The sequence below is a fragment of the Faecalimonas sp. LCP19S3_D12 genome, assembly GCF_052121495.1.
Lineage (GTDB): Bacteria > Bacillota > Clostridia > Lachnospirales > Lachnospiraceae > Faecalimonas.
On sequence record NZ_JBQKED010000044.1, the window covers coordinates 1 to 26,493 of the forward strand.

The 26,493-nt window shown below is 38.4% G+C and carries 21 protein-coding genes and 1 pseudogene; 17 read left to right on the forward strand and 5 right to left on the reverse strand.

The genetic code is table 11. From position 1 onward, the window contains the following. Positions 1–321: 321 nt before the first annotated feature. The 3 genes from ACTQXY_RS12505 to ACTQXY_RS12515 all read right to left on the reverse strand — a co-directional run bounded on the left by ACTQXY_RS12505 (position 322) and on the right by ACTQXY_RS12515 (position 5,410). Positions 322–1,182: an AraC family transcriptional regulator gene (locus tag ACTQXY_RS12505; RefSeq protein WP_441659731.1), complete on the reverse strand. Its 861-nt coding sequence runs from the start codon at positions 1,180–1,182 to the stop codon at positions 322–324. Positions 1,183–1,304: 122 nt separating this feature from the next. Next, the gene (locus ACTQXY_RS12510) at positions 1,305–4,640 is read right to left on the reverse strand and encodes a discoidin domain-containing protein (protein ID WP_441659732.1); all 3,336 of its coding nucleotides are present in this window, start codon (positions 4,638–4,640) and stop codon (positions 1,305–1,307) included. A 26-nt stretch (positions 4,641–4,666) separates the two neighbouring features. Continuing rightward, complete coding sequence (locus ACTQXY_RS12515; protein ID WP_441659733.1) at positions 4,667–5,410, reverse strand: hypothetical protein; 744 nt, start codon at positions 5,408–5,410, stop codon at positions 4,667–4,669. Positions 5,411–5,667: 257 nt separating this feature from the next. Between ACTQXY_RS12515 and ACTQXY_RS12520 the strand changes: the two genes are divergently transcribed. From ACTQXY_RS12520 to ACTQXY_RS12535, 4 genes are all read left to right on the forward strand, one after another. After that, on the forward strand, positions 5,668–9,138 hold the full coding sequence (locus tag ACTQXY_RS12520; RefSeq protein ID WP_441659734.1) for a DNA polymerase III subunit alpha: 3,471 nt from the start codon (positions 5,668–5,670) through the stop codon (positions 9,136–9,138). 72 nt (positions 9,139–9,210) lie between these two features. Further along, positions 9,211–10,185, forward strand: a complete 975-nt coding sequence (gene pfkA, locus ACTQXY_RS12525; protein ID WP_441659735.1) for a 6-phosphofructokinase — start codon at positions 9,211–9,213, stop codon at positions 10,183–10,185. Between the two features lie 279 nt (positions 10,186–10,464). Then, positions 10,465–11,292 (forward strand): glutamate racemase, encoded by an 828-nt coding sequence (murI, locus tag ACTQXY_RS12530; protein ID WP_441659736.1) that lies wholly within the window; start codon positions 10,465–10,467, stop codon positions 11,290–11,292. Between the two features lie 8 nt (positions 11,293–11,300). Further along, complete coding sequence (locus tag ACTQXY_RS12535) at positions 11,301–11,774, forward strand: YwiB family protein (protein ID WP_441659737.1); 474 nt, start codon at positions 11,301–11,303, stop codon at positions 11,772–11,774. A 31-nt stretch (positions 11,775–11,805) separates the two neighbouring features. Here the strand turns inward: ACTQXY_RS12535 and ACTQXY_RS12540 are convergent, their stop codons facing one another. Next, positions 11,806–12,246: a hypothetical protein gene (locus tag ACTQXY_RS12540; protein WP_441659738.1), complete on the reverse strand. Its 441-nt coding sequence runs from the start codon at positions 12,244–12,246 to the stop codon at positions 11,806–11,808. A 292-nt stretch (positions 12,247–12,538) separates the two neighbouring features. Here ACTQXY_RS12540 and tig point away from each other — a divergent pair, with 292 nt between their 5' ends. Continuing rightward, positions 12,539–13,582: a trigger factor gene (gene tig, locus ACTQXY_RS12545; RefSeq protein WP_441659739.1), complete on the forward strand. Its 1,044-nt coding sequence runs from the start codon at positions 12,539–12,541 to the stop codon at positions 13,580–13,582. Positions 13,583–13,619: 37 nt separating this feature from the next. Here tig and ACTQXY_RS12550 read toward each other — a convergent pair whose 3' ends face one another. After that, positions 13,620–14,681 carry a helix-turn-helix domain-containing protein gene (locus ACTQXY_RS12550; protein ID WP_441659740.1) on the reverse strand — a complete coding sequence of 354 codons (1,062 nt, stop codon included), beginning with the start codon at positions 14,679–14,681 and terminating at the stop codon, positions 13,620–13,622. Positions 14,682–14,865: 184 nt separating this feature from the next. Between ACTQXY_RS12550 and ACTQXY_RS12555 the strand changes: the two genes are divergently transcribed. From ACTQXY_RS12555 to ACTQXY_RS12610, 12 genes and pseudogenes are all read left to right on the forward strand, one after another. Next, positions 14,866–15,336, forward strand: a complete 471-nt coding sequence (locus tag ACTQXY_RS12555) for an MFS transporter (RefSeq protein ID WP_441659741.1) — start codon at positions 14,866–14,868, stop codon at positions 15,334–15,336. After that, on the forward strand, positions 15,248–16,357 hold the full coding sequence (locus tag ACTQXY_RS12560) for an MFS transporter (protein WP_441659742.1): 1,110 nt from the start codon (positions 15,248–15,250) through the stop codon (positions 16,355–16,357). The genes ACTQXY_RS12555 and ACTQXY_RS12560 overlap by 89 nt, the downstream gene beginning before the upstream one ends. A gap of 12 nt (positions 16,358–16,369) precedes the next feature. After that, entirely contained in the window at positions 16,370–17,971 is a 1,602-nt protein-coding gene (locus tag ACTQXY_RS12565; RefSeq protein WP_441659743.1) for an alpha-L-rhamnosidase-related protein, read from the forward strand. Positions 17,972–18,165: 194 nt separating this feature from the next. Beyond that, positions 18,166–19,845, forward strand: a complete 1,680-nt coding sequence (locus ACTQXY_RS12570; RefSeq protein WP_441659744.1) for an SWIM zinc finger family protein — start codon at positions 18,166–18,168, stop codon at positions 19,843–19,845. 216 nt (positions 19,846–20,061) lie between these two features. Further along, complete coding sequence (locus tag ACTQXY_RS12575; RefSeq protein WP_441659745.1) at positions 20,062–20,199, forward strand: hypothetical protein; 138 nt, start codon at positions 20,062–20,064, stop codon at positions 20,197–20,199. A gap of 120 nt (positions 20,200–20,319) precedes the next feature. Beyond that, a complete protein-coding gene (gene gloA2, locus ACTQXY_RS12580) occupies positions 20,320–20,700 on the forward strand; it encodes an SMU1112c/YaeR family gloxylase I-like metalloprotein (protein ID WP_441659746.1) in 381 nt (126 codons plus the stop codon). Between the two features lie 148 nt (positions 20,701–20,848). After that, positions 20,849–20,977: pseudogene (locus ACTQXY_RS12585) on the forward strand (sporulation transcriptional regulator SpoIIID); the annotation flags it as partial. A gap of 222 nt (positions 20,978–21,199) precedes the next feature. Then, positions 21,200–21,418 (forward strand): DUF3791 domain-containing protein, encoded by a 219-nt coding sequence (locus tag ACTQXY_RS12590; RefSeq protein ID WP_441659747.1) that lies wholly within the window; start codon positions 21,200–21,202, stop codon positions 21,416–21,418. Beyond that, on the forward strand, positions 21,415–21,918 hold the full coding sequence (locus ACTQXY_RS12595; RefSeq protein WP_441659748.1) for a DUF3990 domain-containing protein: 504 nt from the start codon (positions 21,415–21,417) through the stop codon (positions 21,916–21,918). Before ACTQXY_RS12590 ends, ACTQXY_RS12595 begins: the two co-directional genes overlap by 4 nt. Before the next feature lies 1 nt (position 21,919). After that, positions 21,920–22,150, forward strand: a complete 231-nt coding sequence (locus ACTQXY_RS12600; RefSeq protein WP_441659749.1) for a hypothetical protein — start codon at positions 21,920–21,922, stop codon at positions 22,148–22,150. A 105-nt stretch (positions 22,151–22,255) separates the two neighbouring features. Further along, on the forward strand, positions 22,256–25,210 hold the full coding sequence (locus ACTQXY_RS12605) for a TOTE conflict system archaeo-eukaryotic primase domain-containing protein (protein ID WP_441659750.1): 2,955 nt from the start codon (positions 22,256–22,258) through the stop codon (positions 25,208–25,210). 235 nt (positions 25,211–25,445) lie between these two features. Further along, positions 25,446–26,357 (forward strand): Fic family protein, encoded by a 912-nt coding sequence (locus ACTQXY_RS12610; RefSeq protein ID WP_441659751.1) that lies wholly within the window; start codon positions 25,446–25,448, stop codon positions 26,355–26,357. Positions 26,358–26,493 lie beyond the last annotated feature (136 nt).

Genomic DNA, 26,493 nt, shown 5'->3' on the forward strand with positions numbered 1-26,493 from the left:
CATAAATAAAGTTCCAATCAATTGCTCTGTCAATTTTTCGAAGAAGATGGTCTTGGGGAACCATGTCATCCATACAAAACATGAGCATTTGACTTCTTTTTTTATCAGCATCTCTTGTCATCATAAGCAATCCCTCCTGTTAAGATTATTATACCACGAAGGGAATAGACAGTATAAAACTATGGGGGGATAACATACACTTTTTTCTTGATAAAGTAATTCTACAAAAAAAGAATTGTGGATAACTGAAGCATAAGAAAAGCCCGGACTTTTGTCCGGGACTTTGTCTACAGTCTGAGGATACAGCTAGAAGCTGTATCCTTATTTGTGTTTTAAGATAAATTTTTTGTATTGTGATGGAGTAGTCCCTATAATGTTATAAAACAGCTTTGAAAAATGCTGAGAATCCTTTAGACCAATCATGCCCGAAATCTCTGTAAAAGTAAGTGAAGTTGTGTCCATCAATTCAATTGCACGGTTGATACGGTAGACATTAACATAAGTTGCTAGAGAAATATTCATGTATTGCGAGAAAAGCTTACTCAGATATCGGGTGGAAATGTTTAATTTTTCTGCGATGTCTGGAATCAAAATTTTATCCATATAGTGATTTTCAATATAATTCAGTGTAAATGATATATATTTTCCCTGTATTTTTTCAGGAAGTTGCGATTGAGGCAGAGCTTTATATGATTGAAGAATAAGCAAAACCAGTTGTAGTATATAGAGATTGATATGTGCGGTCGCCATAGGTTCCTTGCTTGTAGTATACAGATGGATAATTGATAAAATCCGTTCTTTCACATCTTTTGTAACTTTTTGCTTTAAGAATGGTGAGCAGCAGAAAATCATGGAATGCATCAGATTGACCGTAGAATCTTCTTCCAAAGTAATGTGCGATAAAAATTCTGGGAAAAAATGAATGTGGTAAAAGCTGCATTCATTCTCGTCATTTAAATAAAAAGAATGTACAACATTCGGTGGAATCATAACAAAATCATTTGGGATGCATTCGAGTGTAGTATCACCGATTGTCATAAAGCAGGTTCCAGACTTGATTAAGTAAAGTTCAACACTGGTGTGAAGATGCTTGGAAAAGTGATAATGATCTTTTCGGTATTGCACAGCTGCCCCTGAAATCGAGTTTTTGTAAAGGGAAAAATAATTTGTGTCTTGATTCATATCTGTTGTCCTTTCAGAAATTTGTAATTCATATACGAAAATCGGCGGTCAGGATATGACCGCCGAAAAAATTATATACCTATTTTGACACAAAAATCAAGTGTTTTTAAAATGTTTTGTAATTATACTGTTTTGCGTTTTTTGAAAACCACAACTGCTGCAATTCCGGAAAGGAGACATGCTGTTGTTACACCAGCCATGCCTGAATCGCCAGTTTTTACTGGTTTATTTTTGCCATTATCTTTACCTGATGTTGGTGGTGTAACAGGTTTTGAATCAAGTTTTGCAATTGCTTGTGTTTCTTTAGCGCCACATACTTTACAAGCTCTTTCTTTCATACCTTCTGTCTTAGAGGTTGGTTCTTTTGTTGTTTTCCAATCACCCCAAGTATGTCCTGCAGCTTTGATTACTTTTGTATCTGTAGACTGTGTATGACATACTGTACAGTGTCTTACTTGTAAGCCATCTTCTGTACAAGTAGCAACTTTCGATGTTTCCCATTCGCCCCAATTGTGATTTGTCATTGGGATTACTTCTGTCTGTTTTTCACCACATACGCAAGTTCTTTCTTTTGTACCTTCTGTTGTACAAGTAGCCTCTTTTGTTGTTGTCCACTCACCCCATGTGTGCTTGTGTTCTTCTTTTGCTTTTGTTGTGAATGTTACGTTTCCTGCATCCGATTTGTTGCCAGCTTCATCTACTGCGTATACAGAAAGTGTGTATTCTGTTGCGGTCTCTAAATCAGCGACTGTGAAAGAAGTCTCTGTTGCATCGAATGTTGCAAGTTCTGTGTTGCCGTTCATTAACTGATATTCCACGATGTCTTTATCATCTGCTGATGGTGTCCAAGTAATTTTAGCAGTTGTGTCTGTCACATCTGTTGCTTTTACAGTTGGAGCAGCAGGAGCAGTTTTATCATCGTAGATACGAGTACCAGTTAAGCGAACTTCTGCTGCAGAAGCAAATTCTTTACCAGTGCTTCCACCGTGAGAGGCTACAGCAACTAATTTGATGTATTTTGCCTGTACTGGTTTTGCGAATTTTACAGTTTTTACAGCTTTATCTAATTTCCAATCGCCAGAAGCAGCTTGCACCCAGTTTTTCCCATCCATACTTGTCTGGATTTCGTATTTTGTAATCGTACCATTTGACGCGCCATCACCACTTCCGTCTTGACGTGGTGTATATACATAGCCGTTTACTTCATAGTCATTTGTGAGTTCAATTGTAAGGTAAAGTTTGTCACGACTATCTCCGTTCCAATTAGAATGCCAAATTGTTCCGAGGTTTCCATCTAAGACATTTTTAGCATAATCTTTTCCTTGTGTAGTTTCTTCGGAACCAGCTGTAGCTTTCATATCTGCTACAGGAATCTCGTTTGCAACTTCACTTGTTACAGTAACTACTGTGTATGTTATAGATTCGTCGTTGCAAGATACGACAAGTGTATCACCTTTTGCAAGTCTTACACCGCCTGTCAATGTGGCAGAACCACGTTTCAGTTCGACCGTAACACCATCTTCTGTCATTAAACTGTCTAATAAATCTTTTGCAGTCACTTTATCAATTGTGTCGATTGTGATTTCTTTCTTAGCTTGATCAATTGCAAATCTGTCGGATGATATTGTCAAGCCAACTGTTCCGGATTCGTGAGCACCGATATCTGGGATACCAGATACTTTATTTCCAAAGAAGTCTTGATCGATTGTGTAACCGTTTTTATCGACAATCATCTTACCTGCGTTGATTGCCGGTGAGTTTTCCGCTAATTTATAACCGTCAAATACAGTTGCCTTTGTCGGATCATCGTGATGTCTTGCCTGTTTATCAGTTGCAACCGCATCTGGACCTGAACCAGCGTTTTCGACAACTTTAGTTCCGGCTTTTACTTTTACAGCGTTGGCATCTTCTGGATAAGTGCTTACATTGTAGAATAAGTTGTTACTGTATGTCTTGTTGCCGCTTGGATTCCAGTTCTTTACAGTTGCCTCAGTTTCTCCAGCAAAATAGAAGATATTGTTTTCCAAATTCACTGGTCCACCATTGCCGTGCGAAGTATGCCAAATGTCGTTCAATCCTTCTTTGATGTAGAATGTATTGTTGTAAACCTGTGTATTTCCAGAGTTTCCGGCTGGATCTAAAGGTCCCATATCTTCATTTTGGCTAATGTTGTAGCGGAATGTGTTGTTGATAGATTGGCCACCGCAGAACATAATGGTACTTGCGGTGTTTCCGTGGCTGTAGTTGTACTGGTAGTTTGTTCCATCGCCATAATCAGCATCCCATGGTTGTCCGTCTCCGTTACCGTTTGAAGCGTTCAAAGTGCGGAAACATTCGTTGTATTGGAATACCGCATTTTTACATTTCCAAGGCCAGATACCAGCAGCAACGCGTCCGGCTCCAACATCTTGCAATTGTCCGGTAGGATTTCCGTTTTTGTCCAATACAGGCTGTTGTTTGGAATAATCCGTTGTGTTGATCTGTCTGGAGCTGTTTTCTGATACATTGTACTGAACTAATGGTTCGTCCAAATACATAGTTGTGATGGCGTCACCACCTACATTGTTCAGGTAGTTATTCTCGATTACCACATCAGAGGAAGCATATTTGTCCATCACTTCATCACTGAGTTCCGCTGTCTGGAATTTATCCCAGTTGTATGTATAACCAACAGCGATTCCCCAGCGATTAACAGTGTCTAACTGGCAGTTTTTAATCTGTACGTCATCGTATCTTGCGATTCCTGTTTTGCTTTCATCAGTAGGTTTTTCCACGATGAAATAGATACCACCGTTTGTCATGTGTTTGTTGTATACGTTTCCATCAACATCGTGAATATACAAATCATCTAATACGATATGGTCTAACGTTCCTTTGTCTTTTGCCACTCCTGCAATCCCAGTCCTATCCATACAGTCAGCGTCATTATAGGCTTTCCCTTTTTCTGGATCATTTGCCGTATCGCGGTCATTTGTGAGTTCGAGACCACTAATTTCTACATACTCTACATCCTTTAACAGGATAGAGGAGGACACATCACCGTGCCATTTGTGATTTTGATTATCAAGTGGTCTTCCATAATTCAACTTCCAAATACCTTGACCATTTGTGTTAATCTGAGGACGATTTCCTTCCCCGTATGTAGAAACTGTGATAGGTGCTTCAGCACTTCCGCTTCCTTTTAGATGAAGATATTGGTCGTTAAATACAGAACCGTTCTCTAAGAGAACCTGATCACCCGGTTTCAGTGTGAGTTCATTGATTTTGTTAAGTGTCTTGAATGGTTTGTCTTTCGATGTTCCATCGTTTTTGTCGTCGCCCTTAGCGGAACTTATGTAGTAAGTGGTTCCTTGGGTAGCTGCTTCTTCCGCATGTACGGTGTATGCAGGCATCATCGTTGTGATGGTAGTGCTGGCAAGTGTGAGCGAAAGTGCTGCACTTATCCATTTCTTTTTCATAATATTACTCCTTCCTTACATGAAATTTATATATTCTTCAAGGTGAATTGGTTCATGGACTCCATGTCCCCAGACACCTGTGAATTCTCTACTCTTTGTTCGATGATAGCGTCGTATTTTTCCTCTCGCAGTTCCCGAATTACTGCGACACGTGCAGTCTCTAGATCTGCTTTTTCGGCCTCTTCTCCAAAAATCCAATCCCGGCTGTTATAATGTTCCACAATCTCTTCTTCGGTCAAATTCATCCCCTCGCGTGTCTTGTCGTTACAATACTGCTCTTTGATGGAACTCATCTCATATTGAAGATACAGATCATAAGAATATTCTTTTAAGCCGTAAATTACTTCATTATTGGCAAGCTTTTCTTTGCGAGAGTTATTTTCCTCGTCTAAACGTTTCTTTAATCCCTCATAGCTTCCGTCTTCCACATAGCCGTTTTCTTTTGCTAAATCATAGACTGCATGAATATATTTCAAAGATTGCAGTGTGTTTTCAGCTAAGATTTCATAGCCATATTTATTACCGTATTTTTTCTCCCAGAAAGTGTCGTCGTAGTCCGCATCATATTCTTTTTGAATTTGCATTTTTGTGTCATACATGACAGACTGCATACATGCGAGATATTCTTCATTGCTGATCTGCTGTTCGCCGATTTTTAAATCAAGCTGCCTTTCTTTTTGAAAGCGAACGGCAAAGAAGATAATTACAATAACGAAAGCAGCAACAATGCCAATTCCAATAAAAAAGATAGTTTTATTTCGTTTATTCATAATTATGTCTCTCCTCATCTGGTAAATAAAAATGTTTTTCGTTGTTTTGCATAAAAGAATTTGTCTATTTCTAAATTATTATAACACTTCCACAAATAAAGTGCTTGTTGAAATGTATTCTGTTTTGCGAGAACTTTGTATAATTCGGAACTAAATAAATTTTGCGGATGATTTTGCAAAGAAGTTTGTCGTAATCTATAAAACTGTGTTATGATAAAAAGCAATGAAACTGTAAAAAGAATCAAGAGGGAAATAGTATGAGTTTTGTACATTTACATGTCCATACAGAATATAGCCTGTTGGACGGTTCTAATAAGATAACAGAATATGTTGCAAGGGTTAAGGAACTTGGGATGAACAGTGCGGCAATCACAGATCATGGCGTGATGTTTGGGGTGATTGATTTTTACCGTGCTGCGAAGTCTGCTGGAATCAATCCGATTCTGGGATGTGAGGTCTATGTCGCTCCAGGATCACGGTTTGAGAAAAACGCCGGGGCAAATGAGGACAGGTATTATCACCTCGTATTACTTGCGGAGAATCAGAAGGGATATGAGAATCTGACAAAAATTGTGTCGAAGGGGTTTGTGGAAGGGTATTATTACAAACCACGTGTAGATATGGCGCTTTTGGAGGAATACCATGAGGGAATTATTGCGCTGAGTGCGTGTCTAGCGGGAGAAGTTCAGAAGAATCTGCACAGAGGTATGTATGAGGAGGCAAAGGCAGCGGCGTTCCGCTATGAGAAGCTTTTCGGGAAAGGAAACTTCTTTTTGGAACTTCAGGATCATGGCTTGCAGGAGCAGGCAAATGTGAATCAACAGCTTTTACGTCTGTCACAGGAGACAGGGATTGAACTTGTTGCTACAAATGATGTGCATTATACTTACGCAGAAGACGAAAAGCCTCACGATATTCTGCTTTGTATTCAGACAGGAAAGAAACTTGCAGATGAAGACCGAATGCGTTACGAGGGCGGTCAATATTATGTGAAATCGGAAGAACAGATGAAAGCATTGTTCCCATATGCAGTGCAGGCGGTTGAGAATACGCAGAAGATTGCCGATCGTTGTCATGTGGAGATTGAGTTCGGGGTGACAAAGCTTCCGAAATATGATGTTCCAGATGGATATACATCATGGGAATATTTGAATAAGCTTTGTTTTGAGGGACTGGAGCGAAACTATAAGAATCCGAGAAGTGAGCTGCGGGAACGACTAGGATATGAATTGAATGTCATCAAGACGATGGGATATGTGGATTATTTCTTGATCGTGTGGGACTTCATTAAATACGCAAGGGATCATGACATCATGGTAGGTCCAGGGCGTGGTTCGGCGGCGGGAAGTATCGTTTCTTATTGTCTTGGAATCACGAATATTGATCCAATTAAATATCAATTGCTGTTTGAACGTTTCCTAAATCCAGAACGTGTGTCCATGCCCGATATTGATATTGATTTCTGCTTTGAAAGAAGACAGGAAGTTATTGATTATGTCGTGCGCAAATATGGTTCAGACAGAGTAGTGCAGATTGTTACATTTGGTACAATGGCGGCTCGCGGTGTTATCCGCGATGTGGGGCGTGTGATGGATTTACCGTATGCGTTTGTGGACAGTATCTCCAAGATGATTCCGACAGAGCTCAATATGACATTGGATCGTGCACTTACGATGAACAGTGAATTGCGGACACTGTATGAAAATGATGAGCAGGTCAAGAACTTGATTGATATGTCGAAGCGTCTGGAAGGGTTGCCGCGACATACTTCGATGCATGCGGCCGGCGTTGTGATCAGTCAAAAATCAGTGGATGAGTATGTCCCGTTGTCACTCGGTTCGGATGGTTCTGTGACGACACAGTTCACGATGACAACATTGGAGGAACTGGGGTTGCTGAAAATGGATTTCCTAGGACTTCGAACGCTCACGGTTATTCAGAATGCGGTTGGTCTGGCAGAAAAAAGTACGGGTAAAAAAATCGATATTGATCGTATTGATTACGATGATAAGGCGGTGTTGGATTCCATCGGAACAGGAAGGACAGATGGTATATTTCAACTGGAAAGTGCAGGGATGAAGAGCTTTATGAAAGAACTAAAACCGCAGAGTCTGGAAGATATCATTGCGGGTATTTCGCTATATCGTCCGGGACCGATGGATTTTATCCCACAGTACATCAAAGGGAAAAATGATGTGAATGCAATTACATACGATTGTCCGCAGTTGAAACCAATTTTGGAACCGACATATGGATGTATCGTCTATCAGGAACAGGTTATGCAGATTGTGCGTGATCTGGCGGGCTATACCCTTGGGCGAAGTGACTTGGTGCGACGTGCGATGTCCAAGAAAAAAGGTGATGTAATGCAAAAAGAACGCCAGAATTTCGTATATGGAAATGAGGCGGAAGGGGTTCCGGGATGTATTGCGAACGGAATCAGTGAACAGGTTGCAAATAAGATTTATGATGAGATGATTGACTTTGCAAAATATGCATTTAACAAATCACATGCGGCTGCTTATGCGGTTGTCGCTTATCAGACTGCGTATCTGAAATACTATTATCCGGTAGAATTTATGGCGGCTCTTATGACTTCTGTTATTGACAATCCGGGAAAAGTGTCAGAATACATATATTCCTGCCGGCAGATGGGGATAGAAATTCTTCCACCGGACATAAATAAAGGAGAAGGGAAGTTTTCCGTAGACAACGGCAACATCCGCTATGGACTTGCGGCAATAAAAAGTATTGGGAAACCGGTAATCGAGGCAATTATCGCTGAGCGCGAGCGGAATGGTTTGTTCAAGAATCTGAAGGACTTTATTGAGAGACTTTCTGGAAAAGAAGTAAATAAACGAACAATTGAAAGTTTTATCAAAGCTGGAGCACTTGATAGTCTTCATGGGACCAGAAAGCAGTTTATGGTGATCTATGTGAAGATCTTAGAGCAGGTGAATCAGGAACGAAAATATTCGATGAATGGCCAGATGTCACTTTTTGATCTTGTGGATGAGGAACAGAAGAAAGAATTTGATATTCAACTGCCAGATGTGGGAGAATATGAAAAAGAGACAATGCTCTCATTTGAAAAAGAAGTGCTTGGCATCTATGTCAGTGGACATCCGATGCAGGAATATGAAGAAAAATGGCGCAAAAATATCAGTGCCACGACGATGGATTTTCAATATGATGAGGAAAGTGCACACACGAAAGTGCGGGAAGGAGCTAAAGAGATCATCGGAGGAATTATTACCAATAAGACAATCAAGCATACTAAGACGAATAAGACAATGGCATTTTTGACGATTGAGGACTTGGTTGGAACGGTAGAAGTAGTTGTATTTCCGAGAGATTATGAGAAAAATCGTATGTATCTGGAGGAAGATTACAAAGTATTTGTAAAGGGAAGAGTGTCGGAAGAAGATGAAAGTGCAAGTAAACTGATCTGCGAGGAGATTATCCCGTTTGAAAATACGACGTGTGAACTTTGGATTCAGTTTCCGGATAAGGAGTCGTTTCTCACGGAGGAAAAAAAGGTCTATGAGATGCTAAGAACATCGGAGGGAAATGACAGTGTAGTGATTTATTGTGCAAAAGAAAAAGCCATCAAAAGGCTTCCGAAAAACTGGAATATCCATGTTGAAAAAGAGATTCTTGGCAATATGACAAATTATTTTGGCGAAAATAGAATAAAAGTAGTAGAAAAACACATTGAAAACATTTGAAAAATAGTATAAAATTGTATAAAAATGAAAACAATTCAAATAATACATACAGGAAATAATGGAGGATTAACAATGAAAGATACAATTCACACAATCGGAATCTTGACAAGTGGGGGTGATGCGCCGGGAATGAATGCAGCAATTCGTGCGGTTACAAGAACTGCTCTGGGTAAAGGACTTCGTGTCAGAGGAATCAGAAGAGGATATCATGGCTTGTTGCAGGAAGAGATTATTGATATGACGGCGAGAGATGTATCCGATACAATTCAGAGAGGTGGTACAATTTTACAGACAGCAAGATGTAAAGAGATGCGCACAGAAGAAGGACAGCAGAAAGCAGCAGCAATCTGCAAGAAATATGGAATTCAGGGGCTTGTTGTTATCGGTGGAGATGGTTCCTTTGCCGGAGCACAAAAATTATCAAATCTTGGAATCAACACAATCGGCATTCCGGGAACAATTGATTTGGATATTGCCTGTACAGAATATACAATTGGTTTTGATACGGCTGTAAACACAGCGATGGAAGCGATCGACAAAGTGCGTGATACATCGACCTCACATGAAAGATGTAGTATTATTGAAGTTATGGGGCGTGATGCGGGATACCTTGCGTTGTGGTGTGGTATTGCCAATGGTGCGGAACGCATCTTGATGCCGGAAGAGCATGATTACGACGAAGAGAAGATTATCAACGATATTATTGAAAACAGAAAGCGTGGCAAAAAGCATTATATTATCATCAATGCAGAAGGTATTGGTGATTCTATGAATATGGCAAAGAGAATTGAAGAGGCGACTGGCATGGAGACAAGAGCGACAATTCTTGGACACATGCAGCGTGGAGGAAGTCCGACATGTAAGGATAGAGTATATGCATCTATTATGGGGGCAAAGGCGGTTGATTTACTGCTAGAAGGGAAGACGAACCGTGTTGTTGGTTATCAGCATGGTGAATTTATTGATTATGATATCAATGAGGCATTGCAGATGCACAAAGCGATTCCTGAGTATGCATATCAAGTTGCAAAAGATCTTGCACTTTAATTCAGACAAGCGGTACTGGAATATATTTCTGGATACTGCTTGTTTTATTTTACACTAAAATAAATCAAACTATTTGCTAAAGTGTTGTAGAATTATATTGCGATATACTATAAAAATAATAAAAGTTATAACAAACAGAAAATAAAAGAAAATAGACTGTTACTAAGATGGTCTATTTTTGTCTTGTAGGAATTAGTATCTTAAGGAAATTATATCTTGAAAAGAGTATAGAGAGAGGGTAAAATAAGAAAGTGATATAGAATAAAGGAGAATACTGCTTTGAGTATAGATAATAAAAATGCAGCACCAGTAGGGGTATTTGATTCTGGAGTAGGCGGTCTTACTGTTGCAAGGGAAATTATGCGTCAGCTTCCGAATGAGAATTTAGTGTACTTTGGAGATACAGCACGTGTGCCATATGGAAGTAAATCAAAGGATAATATTATCCGCTATTCCAGACAGATTATCCATTTCCTGAGGACAAAAGGGGTGAAAGCGATTGTGATCGCATGCAATACGGCTAGTGCACTGGCTTTGGATGTTGTTCGGGAAGAAAGTGATATTCCGGTCATTGGAGTAGTAGAACCAGGAGCAAGAGCGGCGCTTCATATTACACAGACGAAAAAGATCGGAGTGATTGGGACGGAAGCGACTGTGCAGAGTGCGATGTACGGAAAGATTATCAAAGGATTGGATCCGACTGTTTCTGTTATCGGGAAAGCTTGCCCACTGTTTGTACCTTTGGTGGAGGAAGGATTTGCAAAGCATAAGGTTACGGAAGAGATTATTGATTATTATCTCGCATCAATGAAGCATTCAGATATTGATTCTCTGATTCTTGGTTGCACCCATTACCCGCTCCTTCGCTCAAGAATCCGTGCGTACATGGGAGATAAGATTCAGCTTGTGAATCCAGCGTATGAGACTGCGATGGATTTAAAACATATTTTGCAAGAAAGCGGTATGGAGAATGCGGGAAAAGAAGGGGAGCATGCGACGTATTCCTTCTATGTAAGTGATGCTGCGGACAAGTTCAAACAATTTGCGAACTCAATTCTCCCATATGATATTGAGACTACGCAACAGATTAATATAGAAGAATATTAGGTGATGAGATGACAAAAGATGTACTGATAAGTATTTCAGGATTACAAGTAGATGTAAATGACATGGAGAGCAATAATGAACCAATTGAGACGATTAGTACTGGTAATTATTTCTTTAAAAATGGGAAACACTATCTCTTATTTGAGGAGGTATCAGAGGGCATACCGGGAGTTACGAAGACTCAGATCAAAGTAATCGGAGAAGATAGTCTTGAAGTGCTCAAACGAGGTGTCTCTAATGCGCATATGATTTTTGATACGAAGAGAAAGAATCGCTCCTATTATGACACACCGTATGGCCAGTTGAATTTGGGAATTTTTACAAAGAATATTAAGATTGATGAGAAAGAAGATAACATTAATATTAAGGTAGAGTATGCGTTGGATGTGAATTATGAACCACTTGCGGAATGTACAATACGAATCAATGTAAAGCCGAAAGGGTCAAAAAGTTTTTCCATATATGAACAGATGAAATTTTAAAAGGAACTGCGTTTGCAGTTCCTTTTAAATACTATTTTTTAAATCTTGCAAAAAGTCCTTTTTTCTTTTTGACTGGAGTCTCAAGAGGACCTCTAAGCCCCTTTACGCCTGTAATATAAATTCCACTTACAACGGCTCTCACTTCTTTTTTTACAGGAATGAGTGGAAATACTTTTTCATCACACATTAAAGTCATTACCTTAGGACCAACTTTCGCTTTTACGACAGCAACTTTTGCTCTGCGAAGATACTTTGGTGTGTTATCGATTACCACAGATGGGAAACCGGCTTCTTTTAGTTTCATACGCTTTTTGTCAATGACCAGCATAGTAACGTTCTGCGCGGCTGCTTCAAGCTGCTGTTGTTGTTCTGCCTGTCTTTTTTCTGCTTTTTTCCCAAGGAAATATAATACGATCAAAGCAATGATCAGAACAGCTACAATGATGAGTAGTGTTATGGTTAATGGACTCACGACAAACCTCCCAATTATGTAATTCTATGTAAATAATCCGCGTTTACACGAATAATATTGTATCATTGTTTTGTGAGAAGTGCAAGAGAAAGTGTGATACAACAGTTAAGAGGTATGCGAGTTTTGCTGTTTTACTTTTCTTATACAAATGAGTTCAGCTATTGTTCTGCAAAAATAAAAAAGCGGTAGATTTGTGAAATGTTTGTGAAATAGTAGTGGAAAGGCTTTTCAACAAATGGTAAATATGCTATATTTAATAAAATATTGAAAATTAGAGAAATAGGAGAGTGTCATGAAAAAGAGAATTATAGCAGCGTTGGTTGGAATATGCACAGTGGCAGTAATGACCAGCTGTGGAAATAAAGGTATTTCTAACGATAAGATTACAATTAAACAATACAAAGGATTGGAAGTAGAAAAAGTGGATCCGGTAAAAGTTACGGACACTGATGTGGAAGACAGCATTAATTCTACACTTCAGACAAAGAGTACACAGAATGATATTACAGACCGCCCGGCACAGGAGGGTGACGTGGTTACTATCGATTATGAAGGAAAGAAAGACGGCGTTGCATTCGATGGAGGAACAGCACAGGATCAACAGCTTGAGCTTGGTTCAGGATCATTTATTGACGGGTTTGAAGATGGCATTGTCGGACATAATATCGGAGAGACATTTGATTTGAATCTGACATTCCCAGAGACTTATGATAACAATCCAGATCTTGCAGGACAGGCAGTTGTATTTACCGTTACATTGGACAAGATTTCAGAAGTGATTGTTCCGGAGTTGACAGATGAATTGGTAGCAGAGCTTTCTGAATCCGCAAAGACAATTGAAGATTACAAAAAAGAAGTAAAAGAAGATTTGGAGACTTCCAATAAGCAGGCAGCAGAGTCTGAGCAAGAGCAGAATGTATGGGATGCTTTGATGGAGCAGTGTACAGTTGAAAAATATCCAAAAGACAAAAAGCAGGAGACAATCGATAATATTACAACACAGTACGGTTCGATTGCTTCTATGTATGGAATGGATGATGTTGATACATTCTTAGAGCAGGCATTTGGTGTTACTTCTGAGGTGATGGCAGAGAACATTATCAAACAGGAATATGCAGTGGATTTGATTGCAGAGAAAGAAAACTTAAAAGTCTCTGATGAAGACTACAAAAAAGGTTTGGAAGAATATGCAACACAGTACGGTTATACAGATTCCGCAGAGCTTGAAGAAGCTGTTGGAAAAAAAGAAGTGAAACGAGCACTGTTACAGGATAAAGTGACAGACTGGCTTGTAGACAATTGTAAGTTAGTAGAAAAAGATTCAAAAGATTCTTAAAAAATGAAGGGATTGTGGAGGCGCAATCCCTTTTTGGTTATTGTAAATTTTGCTGGCTTTGCTTTCGATACTGACCGGGTGTCATTCCAGTCTCTTTTTTGAAGATACGGATAAAAGTTTCTGTGTTTTCGTAACCGAGAGAAAGAGAAATACTGCTGATGGTATCAGTTGTGTTTACCAGTAATCGTTCTCCCTTGCGTATCCGCAAGGCCTTTTTCCAGTCATTAAATCCCATTCCGGTGGTATTTTTAATCAGTTTAGAGCAGTAAGAAAGGGAAAATCCGAAGTGTTTGGAAATCTCTGTAAGGGTTACTGTGTCAATATGTTCCTGAATGTAATTCAATACTAAAAAGTCATCTAACTGCCGGCTTTGCATAAAAAAATAGGAAGATTCCATGGTATCCTGAAAGCGTCTCATTGTGTCAGCGCTGAGATAAGTCAGCATTCCGATGAGAATTTGATCAGAAAATCCATCATGATTCAAGTGTTCGTAGTACATTTTTAAGACAAAGGATTTCCACGAATCTTTTGTGTGGTAAACTAAATATTCCAATTGGTGCTGGTTATAGAGCCCTTCTTTAAAAAACTTACTTTGAATATCATCTCCCTTGGCAAGAGGAAGGAACATCTGGTGAAATGTTTTTTGCTGGATCAGGATATTAAACACGATAGAATCATCTTGAAATACTTCCATTGTGTGATATACCCCAGGGGCAATAAAAATCACATCGCCATCCAAAAAAAATTTTCTGTTTGCTCCGATATTTTGCGCACAAGACCCATGATACACAAATACAATTTCAAAAAAATTATGTCGGTGGAGAAACGCGGGCGTATAGCGATTGTGCATACTGATATAGACATTTCTAGAGTCGCCCTCTTTGAAGTATTCTTCATCATTCATCTCATATGAAATAATTTCAGGAAGGAGCTCCGGTATTACGAGATGACGTCTCGTGGCATCTCCTTTGTCAATTTGGGATAAAAATTCTTTGAGCCCTTCAGAACTATGCCCAGCATGGTAATAGGCTTTATAAAATTCTTCGTCTTCGTTTAAACGGAAGATATCTTTTTTCAAAGTATCGTATTTTGAAATCATAAATCAAAATCCTCTCTATTTTTTATTCGTGTATCAGGGCTGCAGATTGTTCAACATTACTCATATTTTCACATAGAGTGCAAAAAAAGTCAATTATGTGGACTAATGTGCCAATTAAAAATGCTTTGCCTCTTCTATATAATAAGGAGAGAATAAAACATGACAAATGAGAGGAGTGAACAATATGGACCAGCGGAAAAGTGTGGAAATGTTATCCAAAAGTTTTTTATACCAACAGAGATTGGGGTATGGACTGGGAGACTTTGCCTGCAATTTGATCTGGCAGGTAATATCGTTGTACCTATTGTATTTTTATACAGATGTGGTACATCTTGGAGCAAAGTCCATAGCAGTAATGTTTATGATATGCAGGGTGATTGATGCAATTACAGATGTGTTGGTAGGATTTGCAATCGATAAGACAAAAACAAGATGGGGGAAAAGCAGACCTTGGTTCTTGGTTGTGGCAGCGGGCATCGGGTCCATGCTGGGATCAGGAATCATTATCGGTTTATCGGCAACAGTTACGGTATGGCAGAGTGGTCTTGGATTGACAGGTGGGGATCTTGTCAGGGGCATTGACGTTTGCTATTGCGGCAGGATCTTTGCTGGCAGGAAATATTACAAAAGCGTTAGGATTGATTCGTTCTTTTAATTATCTGAATCTGCTGTATGCAATTGGCGCAGGAATTTGTGTATTATCCGGAAATTTTTCGATGCTTTTGGCAGGACTTATTTTGGCGGGATTCGCATCAGGTGCAGATCTTCCGATTAGTTTGACCGTGATTTCACATGATGCACCAGATGAAAAAACATCGGCAGGACTGGTAGCTTCGACGCAGGTATTCTGGCAGATTGGTGTTTTAGCATCTTATCTTATGGCGTTTATTGTTTCAAAAACAGAAGGTGCTTTGGGCGCCAGAATTGTATTTGGCATTCTTGCCGGCTTTGCGGCAGTGGCATTTTTATGGAGAACATTTTCGTCGAAATTTAAGGAATTTCACGAGGCAGGTAATAGATATCGCGCTGCTGAAGGCACCGGTATTTCGGAAGAAATTTCTTTTACAAGACTTTTTAAAGGTGCAGAAAGCAAAAAGTATCTTTCCTTTTTTGCATGTATCATGATTTTTTACATTTGTTGGAATTTGTTGGCAAATACTTTTGGACAGTTTCAGACTTATATTTTAGTGAAAGCAAATGCATCACAGTCATTGGCAACAGGATGCGGTATCATCTTAAACATTGCAGGTCTTATCTGTGGTATCTTATTTGCTTCGGCAGCAGGAAGCAAGCATAGAAATAAATTTTTCTATGTAGGAATTGTGATTCAGGTGGCGGCTATGATTGGTATCGCTTTAGGAGGCGGTTCTGTATTTATGATCGTAATCATGATTGCCTGCTATAATATTGGAAATCAGTTTGCTGGAGAATCTATCTATAAAGTGTGGACACAGGAATCGTTCCCGGTGTCATCAAGAGCTTCTATGCAGGGATTCATCAATGGCTTTTCAAGATTCTGCTGCGGACTTTTTGCGCTGATCACACCTATGTTGGTGGCGCCGGAAAGAATCCAGATTACGATGTATGGTTTTGCCGGTATTGTAATCATCAGTGCAGTGGCAGGATCTTGTATGTTGAAGCTGCAAAGAAAACACGGAATCGGACAGATGAAATAGGAGGAAACGTTCATGGCATTTACATTTCAAATTAATAGTGGGGTGCAGTTTATTCATGATGAAGCCATGTTAAGTATGGCGGAGGTAAATCACCCTCAGATAAAAAAACAGACAGTGTTTCCAACAGCCATTGTGGACTTGGTAAAAGATGATACAAAATTAAATGGCTATGGAGTACAGGAAAGTGATAAGAAAATAGAGAATATTCATGAATATGGATTGAGACGAGATGAAAAATTGATTTTAGATTTTGGAGATCACAGAGTGGGGACCTTTAAAATTGATATTGATCAAACAGGATCTCCTATGGATGCACCTTTGTATTTAAGATTAAAATTTGCAGAGATGCCGGCGGAACTTGCAGCAGAGTCTTCTGAGTATGATGGATGGCTCAGCCGCTCATGGATTCAGGAAGAGATTGTACATATAGACGAGCTGCCGGCAACTTTGGAGCTCCCGAGAAGATATAGTTTTCGATATGTAGAGTTAAAAGTCATTGATACTTCACCAAAATGGCAGGCGGTATTTTACAATCCGATTGTGACGAGCGAAACCTCTGCGGACCTGCTGAAGGTGAAAAAGCCAGAATTGGAGGATGAAAAACTTTCAAAGATTTATGATGTGGGATTAAAGACACTCGCAGACTGCATGCAGGATGTATTTGAAGATGGACCAAAGAGAGACCGACGCCTTTGGTTGGGGGATTTGCGTCTTCAGGCTTTGGCGAATTATGCAACCTTCGATAATAAAGAGCTGGTACGACGTTGTCTGTATCTTTTCGCGGGGATGACTACGGAAGAGGGGAAAATTTCGGCAAATGTCTTTGTGAAGCCGAAGAATATTCCCGATGACACGTTTTTGTTTGAGTATAGTTTGTTTTTTATCTCGACATTATATGACCTGAATGAGGCGCATCCGGATATTAAAATCGTAAATGAGTTGTATCCTACCTGCAAAAAGCAGATGGATATTACTCTTGGAATGTTTGACCAGGATGGAAAGTTGATGGTCGATGAGGACTATCCGGTGTTTGTGGACTGGTCTAATGAGTTTAACAAAGATACAGCAGGACAGGCAGAAGCTATCTATGTCTTAAAACAGTTTATAGAACTTGCTCGTTTGGTTGGAGAGGAAGAACTTGATAAGTATGAGAAAAGTCTCGAACTCATTTCTTCGTATGCAAGAAATAAACTATATAATTCAGAAAAGAAATTGTTTGTTACCACAGGAGATGAGTATAATATTGCGAGTCAGGTGTGGATGGTTCTGGCAAAAGTAATGTCTCCGGAAGAAAATAAAGAGATTATGACTACCATGATTCAAGAAATGTTTCCGGTAAAGAATATCGCGACTCCTTATATGTATCATCATATTGTGGAAGCGTTGTTTGAAGGCGGACTGGAAGAGGAAGCTGTGCAGCTTATGAAAGACTATTGGGGAAAGATGATTGACCTTGGGGCAGACACATTTTGGGAAGCATTTGACCCGGATGATCCGGATTATTCACCTTATGGAAGCCCGATTTTAAATAGCTACTGCCATGCATGGAGCTGTACGCCGGTTTATTTGATACATAAATATGTTCTAAAAGATTTTCATGAAAAATGTTTGTAAAAGTAAAAAGTGGTCTATGAGGTAAGGTAAAGATAGGAAAAAGTATGAGAAAGGTCGCAGAGATGCGGTCTTTTTCTTTTGCTCATTTCCTTGAGTTGCAGATAAAAATCAGTTAAAATAAAGTGTAGAAAGCAGAGAGACATGTTGAGAAAATTGGGCAATCACGTACTAGGAATGATTGGAGGATAAAGTAAATGAAACTATGGAACGATTTGTTTCGTACACATATATTGGAACGTGGACTAAATTATTATGAAGAAGGTTATGTTATTTCTCTGGAACAGAATTTGACAGGATATACAGCAGTAGTAGAAGGAACAGAAAATTATGATGTAGAGATAGAGATTCGGGATGATCGGGTTTATGATATGACATGTACATGCCCATATGCAGCAGAAGGAAATTATTGCAAACATATGGCGGCAGCTTTGTATGAGATAGAAGAAGGAGAACCCGATACAAAAATGCCGGGAAATTATCTTCAAAAGGTGCAGGATCAAAAAAAAGAATTGCAAGAGATTATTGTCGGAATCCCAATAGATGAATTACAGGAAATCGTATTTTCGCAGGCAGCTTCTGATGATTTTCTATATAACAGGATCATGACAAAGTATGCGCCGATAACACCGCGTCATATGATTAGATTGAAAAAGCAGGTAAATGATATAGGTTATCATTATTCTGATAGAGGCGGATTTGTAGATTATTATCATGCAACAGATTATACAGATGCGTTGAACAACCTCTTGGATGAAAATATTCCGCTATTGCTGGAGAAAAATTGCAGAATGGAAGCATTTGAATTAGTCAATTGTGTCTTTTATGAGATTGGAAATCGAGATATGGATGATTCGGATGGTGGCACATCATTTGTAGCGAACAATTGTTATGAATATTGGCAAACAATATTGTATGAATGTAATGATGAAGAAAAAGAAAAGATGTTTCAGTGGTTTCGACATCATCAAGAAAATTATGTGATTGATTATATGGAAGAGTATATTAGTGATTTTTTGCTGAATGAGTTTCATGATGAGGGAATACTTTGGGAGAAACTTCATATGTTAGATGAAAAAATCGCTAAGTTTCAAAAAGAAAACTATAGTGGCGATTCTTATTCTGCATATTACGGTATGGTAAATAATATAACTGCACGGATTCATCTGATGGAAGAATTGAATTATTCTAAGCAGGAAATAAGGGAGTATCGGCAGAAATACAGGAATTTTTCTGAAATTCGAAGTATGGAAATACAGGAATATTTATCTGACAGAAAGTATGAAGAAGCCATTGCGGTATTGAAAGAAAGTAAAATTTTAGATGCTGATAAAGCCGGATTGGTAGCAGAATATAGTCAGCAATTAATTCAAATTTACGAAAAAAGAAATATGCATAAAGAATATGAACAAGAACTTCAATATCAGGTGTTTGAATGTATGCAAGATAATTTAGAATACATTGTGAAATTGAAAAAGCTGTATAGTGAAACAGAATGGGACAAACAAAGAGAAAGATTTTTACAAGGTAAAACTTCTTCGAGGATACGATATGAATTTTTAGTGGAAGAACAATTATTTGAAAGACTGCTTCAGGAAATACGAAAGAATCAGTCTGTTTATGCATTGGATCAATATGAAAAAGTATTGAAAAAACATTTGCCAAATGAAGTCAGAGATATGTATGTGCAATATGTGAAAAAGGAATCAACTCGAACAGCAGACAGAAAGGCATATAAATACTTAATGTCTTATCTGAAAAAGATTACAAAATATCCGGATGGCAAAAAGATAGCACGTGATATTGCAGATTGTTGGAAGCAAGATTACAAAAGAAGACCGGCTATGATGGACGAACTTAGGAAAGCTGGATTTTAATGTGTGATAAATAAAGTGAAAAGAGATTTTAAAAGGAGATATAATAATATGGGAAATTGCATCCAATAGCAGTGGGTATGCTTATGTTTGGAAATGAATACGATATTGTGCGGCATTTTCCTAAGTATTTCTTAGATTATAGAGAGGAAATGGATTCTGCAATTCGTTGGACTGACAGGTTACAATCTAGTTCTGGGGAGTGGTCTGGCAAATTGTTTGATTAATATAGGTGAACGTGCCGGAAGTGGTGTTCCGAACATTTTAAATGTATGGAATGATGAAGGATTTGTAGAGCAAGAGATTGAAGAAAGATTCGCTCTGATTGATGATGAATTAGTATGGCATGGGGTATGAATCTACTTGTCAAGGTAGACATCTGGGATAATTTGATGCGTATCAAAAATCATCAGGTGGCGGCAGAACTTTTTATGACAAAATGAGAAAATCTTGTAGATAGTGAAAGGGAGCTTAAAAATGAATTTGAAAAAAATACATCATGTTGCAATTATTGTTTCGGATTATAAAAAATCAAGAGAATTTTATGTAGAAAAGTTAGGATTTCGAATTATAAGGGAAAATTATCGACCGGAGCGGGAAGATTATAAATTGGATATAGAGTTAGAGGGATGTGAACTTGAGATTTTTTCAGGGAAAGGGAATCCACCTCGCGTCAATTATCCGGAGGCATGTGGTCTTAGGCATCTTGCATTTTATGTGGAAGATATGGAGAAAATCATTGCAGAACTTCACGAGAAAGGAATTGAAACAGAACCAATTCGAGAGGATCCTTTTACAGGAAAAAGAATGACATTTTTCCATGATCCAGACGGTTTGCCACTTGAATTACATGAATAATTAAAATGACTTTTAGTGAATCAAGATTGTTCGGTTAAAAAATTTACTTGAATAAAGAGAGGTGCAGAAGCCGGAAGGCTGAAATATCAAGACATACCAAAAGAATCCGTTGCATACACTGTAACAACAGTAATTGCAGGGGAAGTATATGAAAGATTATATCGAGGAGCGAGCAGTAGAAATCGCATATTATATTATTGAGAACCAGGCGACAGTGCGTCAGACCGCAAAAAAATTTGGAGTTAGTAAGAGTACCATACATATAGATGTAACAAAAGACGTGTTTTTGTGAAGGTTGTTTATGAGGTGAGGTAAAGATAGGAAAAGGTCGCAGAAATGCGGCTTTTTCTTTTTGGTGATTTTATTGTGCTATGGGTGAAAATCGGTTAAAATAGAATATAGAAAGCAGGTGGAAGAATCATGGCTAAAACTTTTTTATGGATAGAAGACTGGCTATGATAGACGAATTTAGGAAAGCCGGATTTTTAGGAGGTTTTGCATGAGTGAAAAGAAAAAGAAAATAGGTTTTACTGTTGCGTGTGTAAACGAATTTGCACAATATTATAATCTCAGTATACAAGAAGCGTTTCGCTACCTTTTTCAATTTAAAGGCATTGCGTTTATAAAGGAAAATTATGAAGTTGAGCATACTTTAGATTTTGGAACAATAATAGAAGATTTGGGAATGTTGTGCCGAAAGAATGAAGGAGTGTTATGAGATTATATCACGGAAGCAATATTGTAATTGATAGTATAAATTTGGCGATGTGCAGACCATATAAAGATTTTGGAAAAGGATTTTATTTGACAGACATAAAAGAGAAGGCAGAAAACATGGCTGTAAGGGTATCAAAGATCTATGGCGGTTCTCCTGTTGTAAATACTTTTGAAATACAAGATGATTTCAGAAAAATAGATGATATCAGGGTTAAAGATTTTGGCTTAGAAACAACGGAAGAATGGGCAAAATTTGTCATGAATAATAGAAATAGATCATTTACAAATGTGAAAGACACTTTATGTAATAAGGATAATAAATTTGACATTGTTATAGGACCTGTAGCGGATGATAATATGGCATTATTGTTTCGCCAGTATGAAAATGAAATTATTGATTTTGAAACCTTGTTGAAAGGAATGATATATAAGAAGACATCATCGCAGTATTCTTTTCATACAGAAAAAGGTATAAAACTTTTGCGAAAGGTAGGAAAATAATATGGGCAAGCAGGAACAATTAATAGAATATATCATTCAGGATATTGTTGATATGTTCTCTTCAGATCAGGATATAGAATATGATGAGGCTATGAATAAGTTTTATAATTCAAAAGTCTTTGAAAAACTTCAGGATAAAGAAACCGGTTTATATATGGAAAGTTCAGAATATGTATATGATCTTTTTAAAGATGAGATAAATTTTGGGCGTATTGTTCAAGCGGAAATATAAGATTTATGACATATTTTTTAATCAGAATACGGCAACGAGACTGGATGATAAGGCGGCAAAGTATATCCAAATGGAACTTGTGTGTTGAGAATTGCAGGTGGCGGTATGAATATAGAAGCATATGATGCGGAAGCTTTGAGAAAGATTGTTCGATTACTTGAATATGAGAACAGGTTATTAAAAGACAAATTGAAAAAAGAGAATATTCCATATGATGAAATCAATCCTTTTGAAGAGACAATAGAAAATGCAGAAGAGTATGATCTCGACCAAGGAGCGCGTATTGTCCATCCTACGTTTATTACAGAAAAGATGGCGATACGCTTCTTTTCTATGTTTTGGGGAAGAGAGGATGTCTACGCCAGGCGTGGTAAGAATGGCGGCTATTTTCCACAATGTGATAATAGATGGAATATGAAACTTTGTCCGAAACAGCGTGGAGAAAAGATATTTTGTGATGAGTGTGAAAATAAAAAATGGACAAAACTGGACGTGAAGAAAATCGTTGCACATCTGTTGGGATATAAAGAAGATGGTTCGGACGTAATCGGTATATATCCGCTGTTACCGGATGGAACATGTAGATTTATCGTGTTTGATTTTGATAATCATGAAAAAGGTGCAGAAGCAACAGATTTTGCCAACGTGGATAGTGAGTGGCATAAAGAAGTGGATGCTCTTAGAAAAATATGTGAGATAAACGGAATTAAACTGTTAGTGGAACGATCACGTTCAGGGAGAGGCGCTCATGTATGGATATTTTTTCAAAAAGCAATATCGGCTTCCGTTGCCAGAAACTTTGGTTTTTTATTGTTAGATAAAGGGGCGGCTTCTGTCAATTTAAAGTCCTTTCATTACTATGACCGTATGTATCCATCCCAAGATGTAGCGAGCAGTATTGGCAATTTGATTGCATTGCCCCTGCAAGGACAGGCGCTTAGAAATGGTAATAGTGCATTTGTAGACGAGAATTGGAATGCATATCCTGATCAATGGGATGTTTTACTTAATAAAACAGAAAAACTTAGTATCGAAGATATAGAAAAGTATATGGCGAAGTGGCAAGTGGAACTGGCAGAAAGCAGAGAGAAACTTGTAGCTACTAATAGCAGGCCAAAGCTATGGAAAAAGAAGTGCGAGTTTGTGAAAACGGATGTGGTTGGAAAGTTTCATATGGTACTCAGTAATGGTGTTTATGTCGATATTCTGAATCTCATGCCGAGAATACAAAATCAAATTCGTAGCCTGGCGGCGTTTGATAATCCGGAGTATTATAAGAACAAGAGATTAGGATATTCGAACTACTATAATTTTAGTGCTGTTTATTTAGGAAAAGATATTGATGGCTATATCCGGGTGCCACGAGGACTAAGAGAAAGAATTGCTGAGGAATGTACGAAAGCAGGAATTCCAATTGATATATCTGATCAAAGGGAAATCGGTCGTCCGATCAGAGCCTCGTTTAAAGGTGATTTGCGATTGCAACAGGAACTTGCGGCCGAGCAGTTGTTAAAGAATTCAGATGGTGTGTTAGAAGCCGCAACCGCATTTGGGAAAACAGTTGTGTGCAGTTATTTGATTGCGGAACGGAAGGTAAATACACTGATTTTGCTGCAAAGCAAGGACTTGCTTGCTCAATGGTGGGATGAATTGAATAAATTTCTCGATATCAGGGAAGAACCGCCGGAGTATGAAACGAAGACAGGGCGAAAGAAAAAGAGAGATAGCGCAATAGGTATTTTACATGGAAGTAAGAATACATTGACTGGCATTGTAGATATTGCGATGGTCGGTTCCATGTACAGCAAAGGAAAGTTTCAAAATTTGAAACATTCTTATGGAATGGTAATTGTGGATGAATGTCATCATGCAGCATCACACATATATATGGAAGTATTACAGAAAATCAATGCAAAATATGTATATGGGGTTTCCGCTACGCCCAAACGTGGCGATCATCTGGATAAAATTATCTATATGATGCTGGGTCCATTAAGACATCGCTTTACTGCATTGGAAAGAGCCGAAGAGCAGGGAATCGGACATTATTTTGTTCCAAGATATACGAGAGTGATCGATACTGTGGATAGCAGGAATGATATCAATAGAGCCTATAGTTTGATCAGCACCAGCAAGGTGCGAAATGAAATGATTGCAAATGATGTAAAACAAAGTATTTCACAGAAGCAGACTCCGGTTATATTAACTCGATACAAGGAACATGCAAAAATCTTGTATGATATGTTAAAAGACGAAGCAGACCATGTATTTCTTTTGTATGGAGATAATTCGGATAAGGAAAATGCCGAAATACGGATACAATTAAAACAGGTTCCGCGTACAGAAAGTCTTATATTGATTGCGACTGGTCAAAAGATAGGAGAAGGATTTGATTTTTCGAGATTGGATGTACTGATGCTTGCAGCGCCGGTATCCTTTGAAGGGCGTTTGGAACAGTATATAGGAAGACTGAATCGTGATTACGAGGGGAAAAAAGCGGTTTATGTGTATGATTATATTGATGCACATATGAGAAAGTTTAATAAGATGTACGGAAAGAGACTACGAACCTACAAGAAAACAGGATTCTCTATTTGGATAGGAGATTCGCAAGAGAAGCAGGTTGTTCATGCGATATTTGATTCTGGCAATTATATGGAAAAATTTGAGCAGGATTTGGTAGAGGCAGAAAAAACAATCGTGATTTCCAGCCCAAATATCCGGCAGGAGAAGATTGACAGATTGTTAGTATTGGTAAAAGAACGTCAGGAAAACGGCGTGAGTGTTACAGTTATTACAACGGATCCGGAGAAAGTCATATATGGTAATGTGGATATGTGTTACGAGCTGATCCGAGAGATGCAGGAGGTAGCTATCAATGTTGTAACAAAAGAAGAAGTTGAAGAACGATTTGCAGTCATAGATGAGGAATTGGTGTGGCATGGAGGTATGAATCTACTGGGGAAGGAAGATGCGTGGGATAATTTGATGCGGATTAAAAATCATCAGGTGGCTGCGGAGTTGTTGGAGATTGCGCTTGGTACTAATGTGGAAATATAAGTATCGATGGAAAAGATAAAGTATAAGGAAGGGTGTTACGAATGATGGATAAATTGAATACCTTGTCGGCTGTTTAGAGGATACCCAATAGAGTATCTGATGAAAGACAGTTGCTTTTTGGGAGTTCTAGATAATGTTCCGATAGAGGGGGAATAATATTCCGATATTATTGCTATTGTTCCTTATGTGGGATATAATATGCCTTAAAGAGAAGCGGATTGATGAGGTGAAAATTATGTATATTAGCGTAAAAGAGGCTGCTGAAAAATGGAACATATCCGATCGACGAGTTCGTGTTTTATGTTCTGAAGGGAAAATACCGGGGGTAATTCGGGAAGGGCGCAGTTGGAAGATTCCGGAAGCTGCAAAGAAGCCGGAGGACGGCCGTTACAAGACAGCAGAAAGTCTATTGACGATTATAGATAACAAGAAAAGAGAATTGGATTCTAAAAGACCGCTGACGCAAGGGGAAGTAGAACGGCTTACAGAGGAGTTTATTGTTGAGTACACCTATAACTCCAATGCGATCGAAGGAAATACACTGACCTTGAGAGAAACTGACATGGTTTTGCGAGGATTAACGATAGATAAGAAACCTTTGAAAGACCATATGGAAGCGGTTGGACATAAAGAAGCCTTCGACTTTGTAAAAGATTTGGTAAAGGATCATGTTCCGCTATCAGAGAGTATTATTAAACAAATCCACTATTTGGTGCTGGCAGATAAAAAAGAAGATAGAGGCGTATATCGGAGAGTTCCGGTGAGAATCATGGGGGCAAAGCATGAGCCAGTACAACCTTATTTGATACAGCCACAGATGGAACAACTGTTGGAACAATATCATAATAGTACGGAGCATATTATTCCGAAGCTGGCAAGATTCCACATTGAATTTGAAGGCATACATCCTTTTATTGACGGAAATGGCCGCACGGGGCGTTTACTTGTGAATTTGGAATTGATGAAAGCTGGGTATCCACCGATTGATATTAAGTTTACGGATCGGATTGCGTATTATAATGCTTTTGATGAGTATCATGGGAAACATAATCTAGGGGCGATGGAGAAGTTGTTTGCAGGATATTTGAAGGAACGATTGGATGGGTATTTGACAATGTTGTCTTTAGATGAGGATGAAAAAGAGTAAATGATAAAGAAATTAAAGATAAAGTCTATAAATGAGCAAATTTGAAAAATTGCACAAAACTACACTGCGAATTTCATAAATGAATCAAAATCATTACTTTCCTTTGCGCATTGAAAAAGATAACGATACTTTTCCA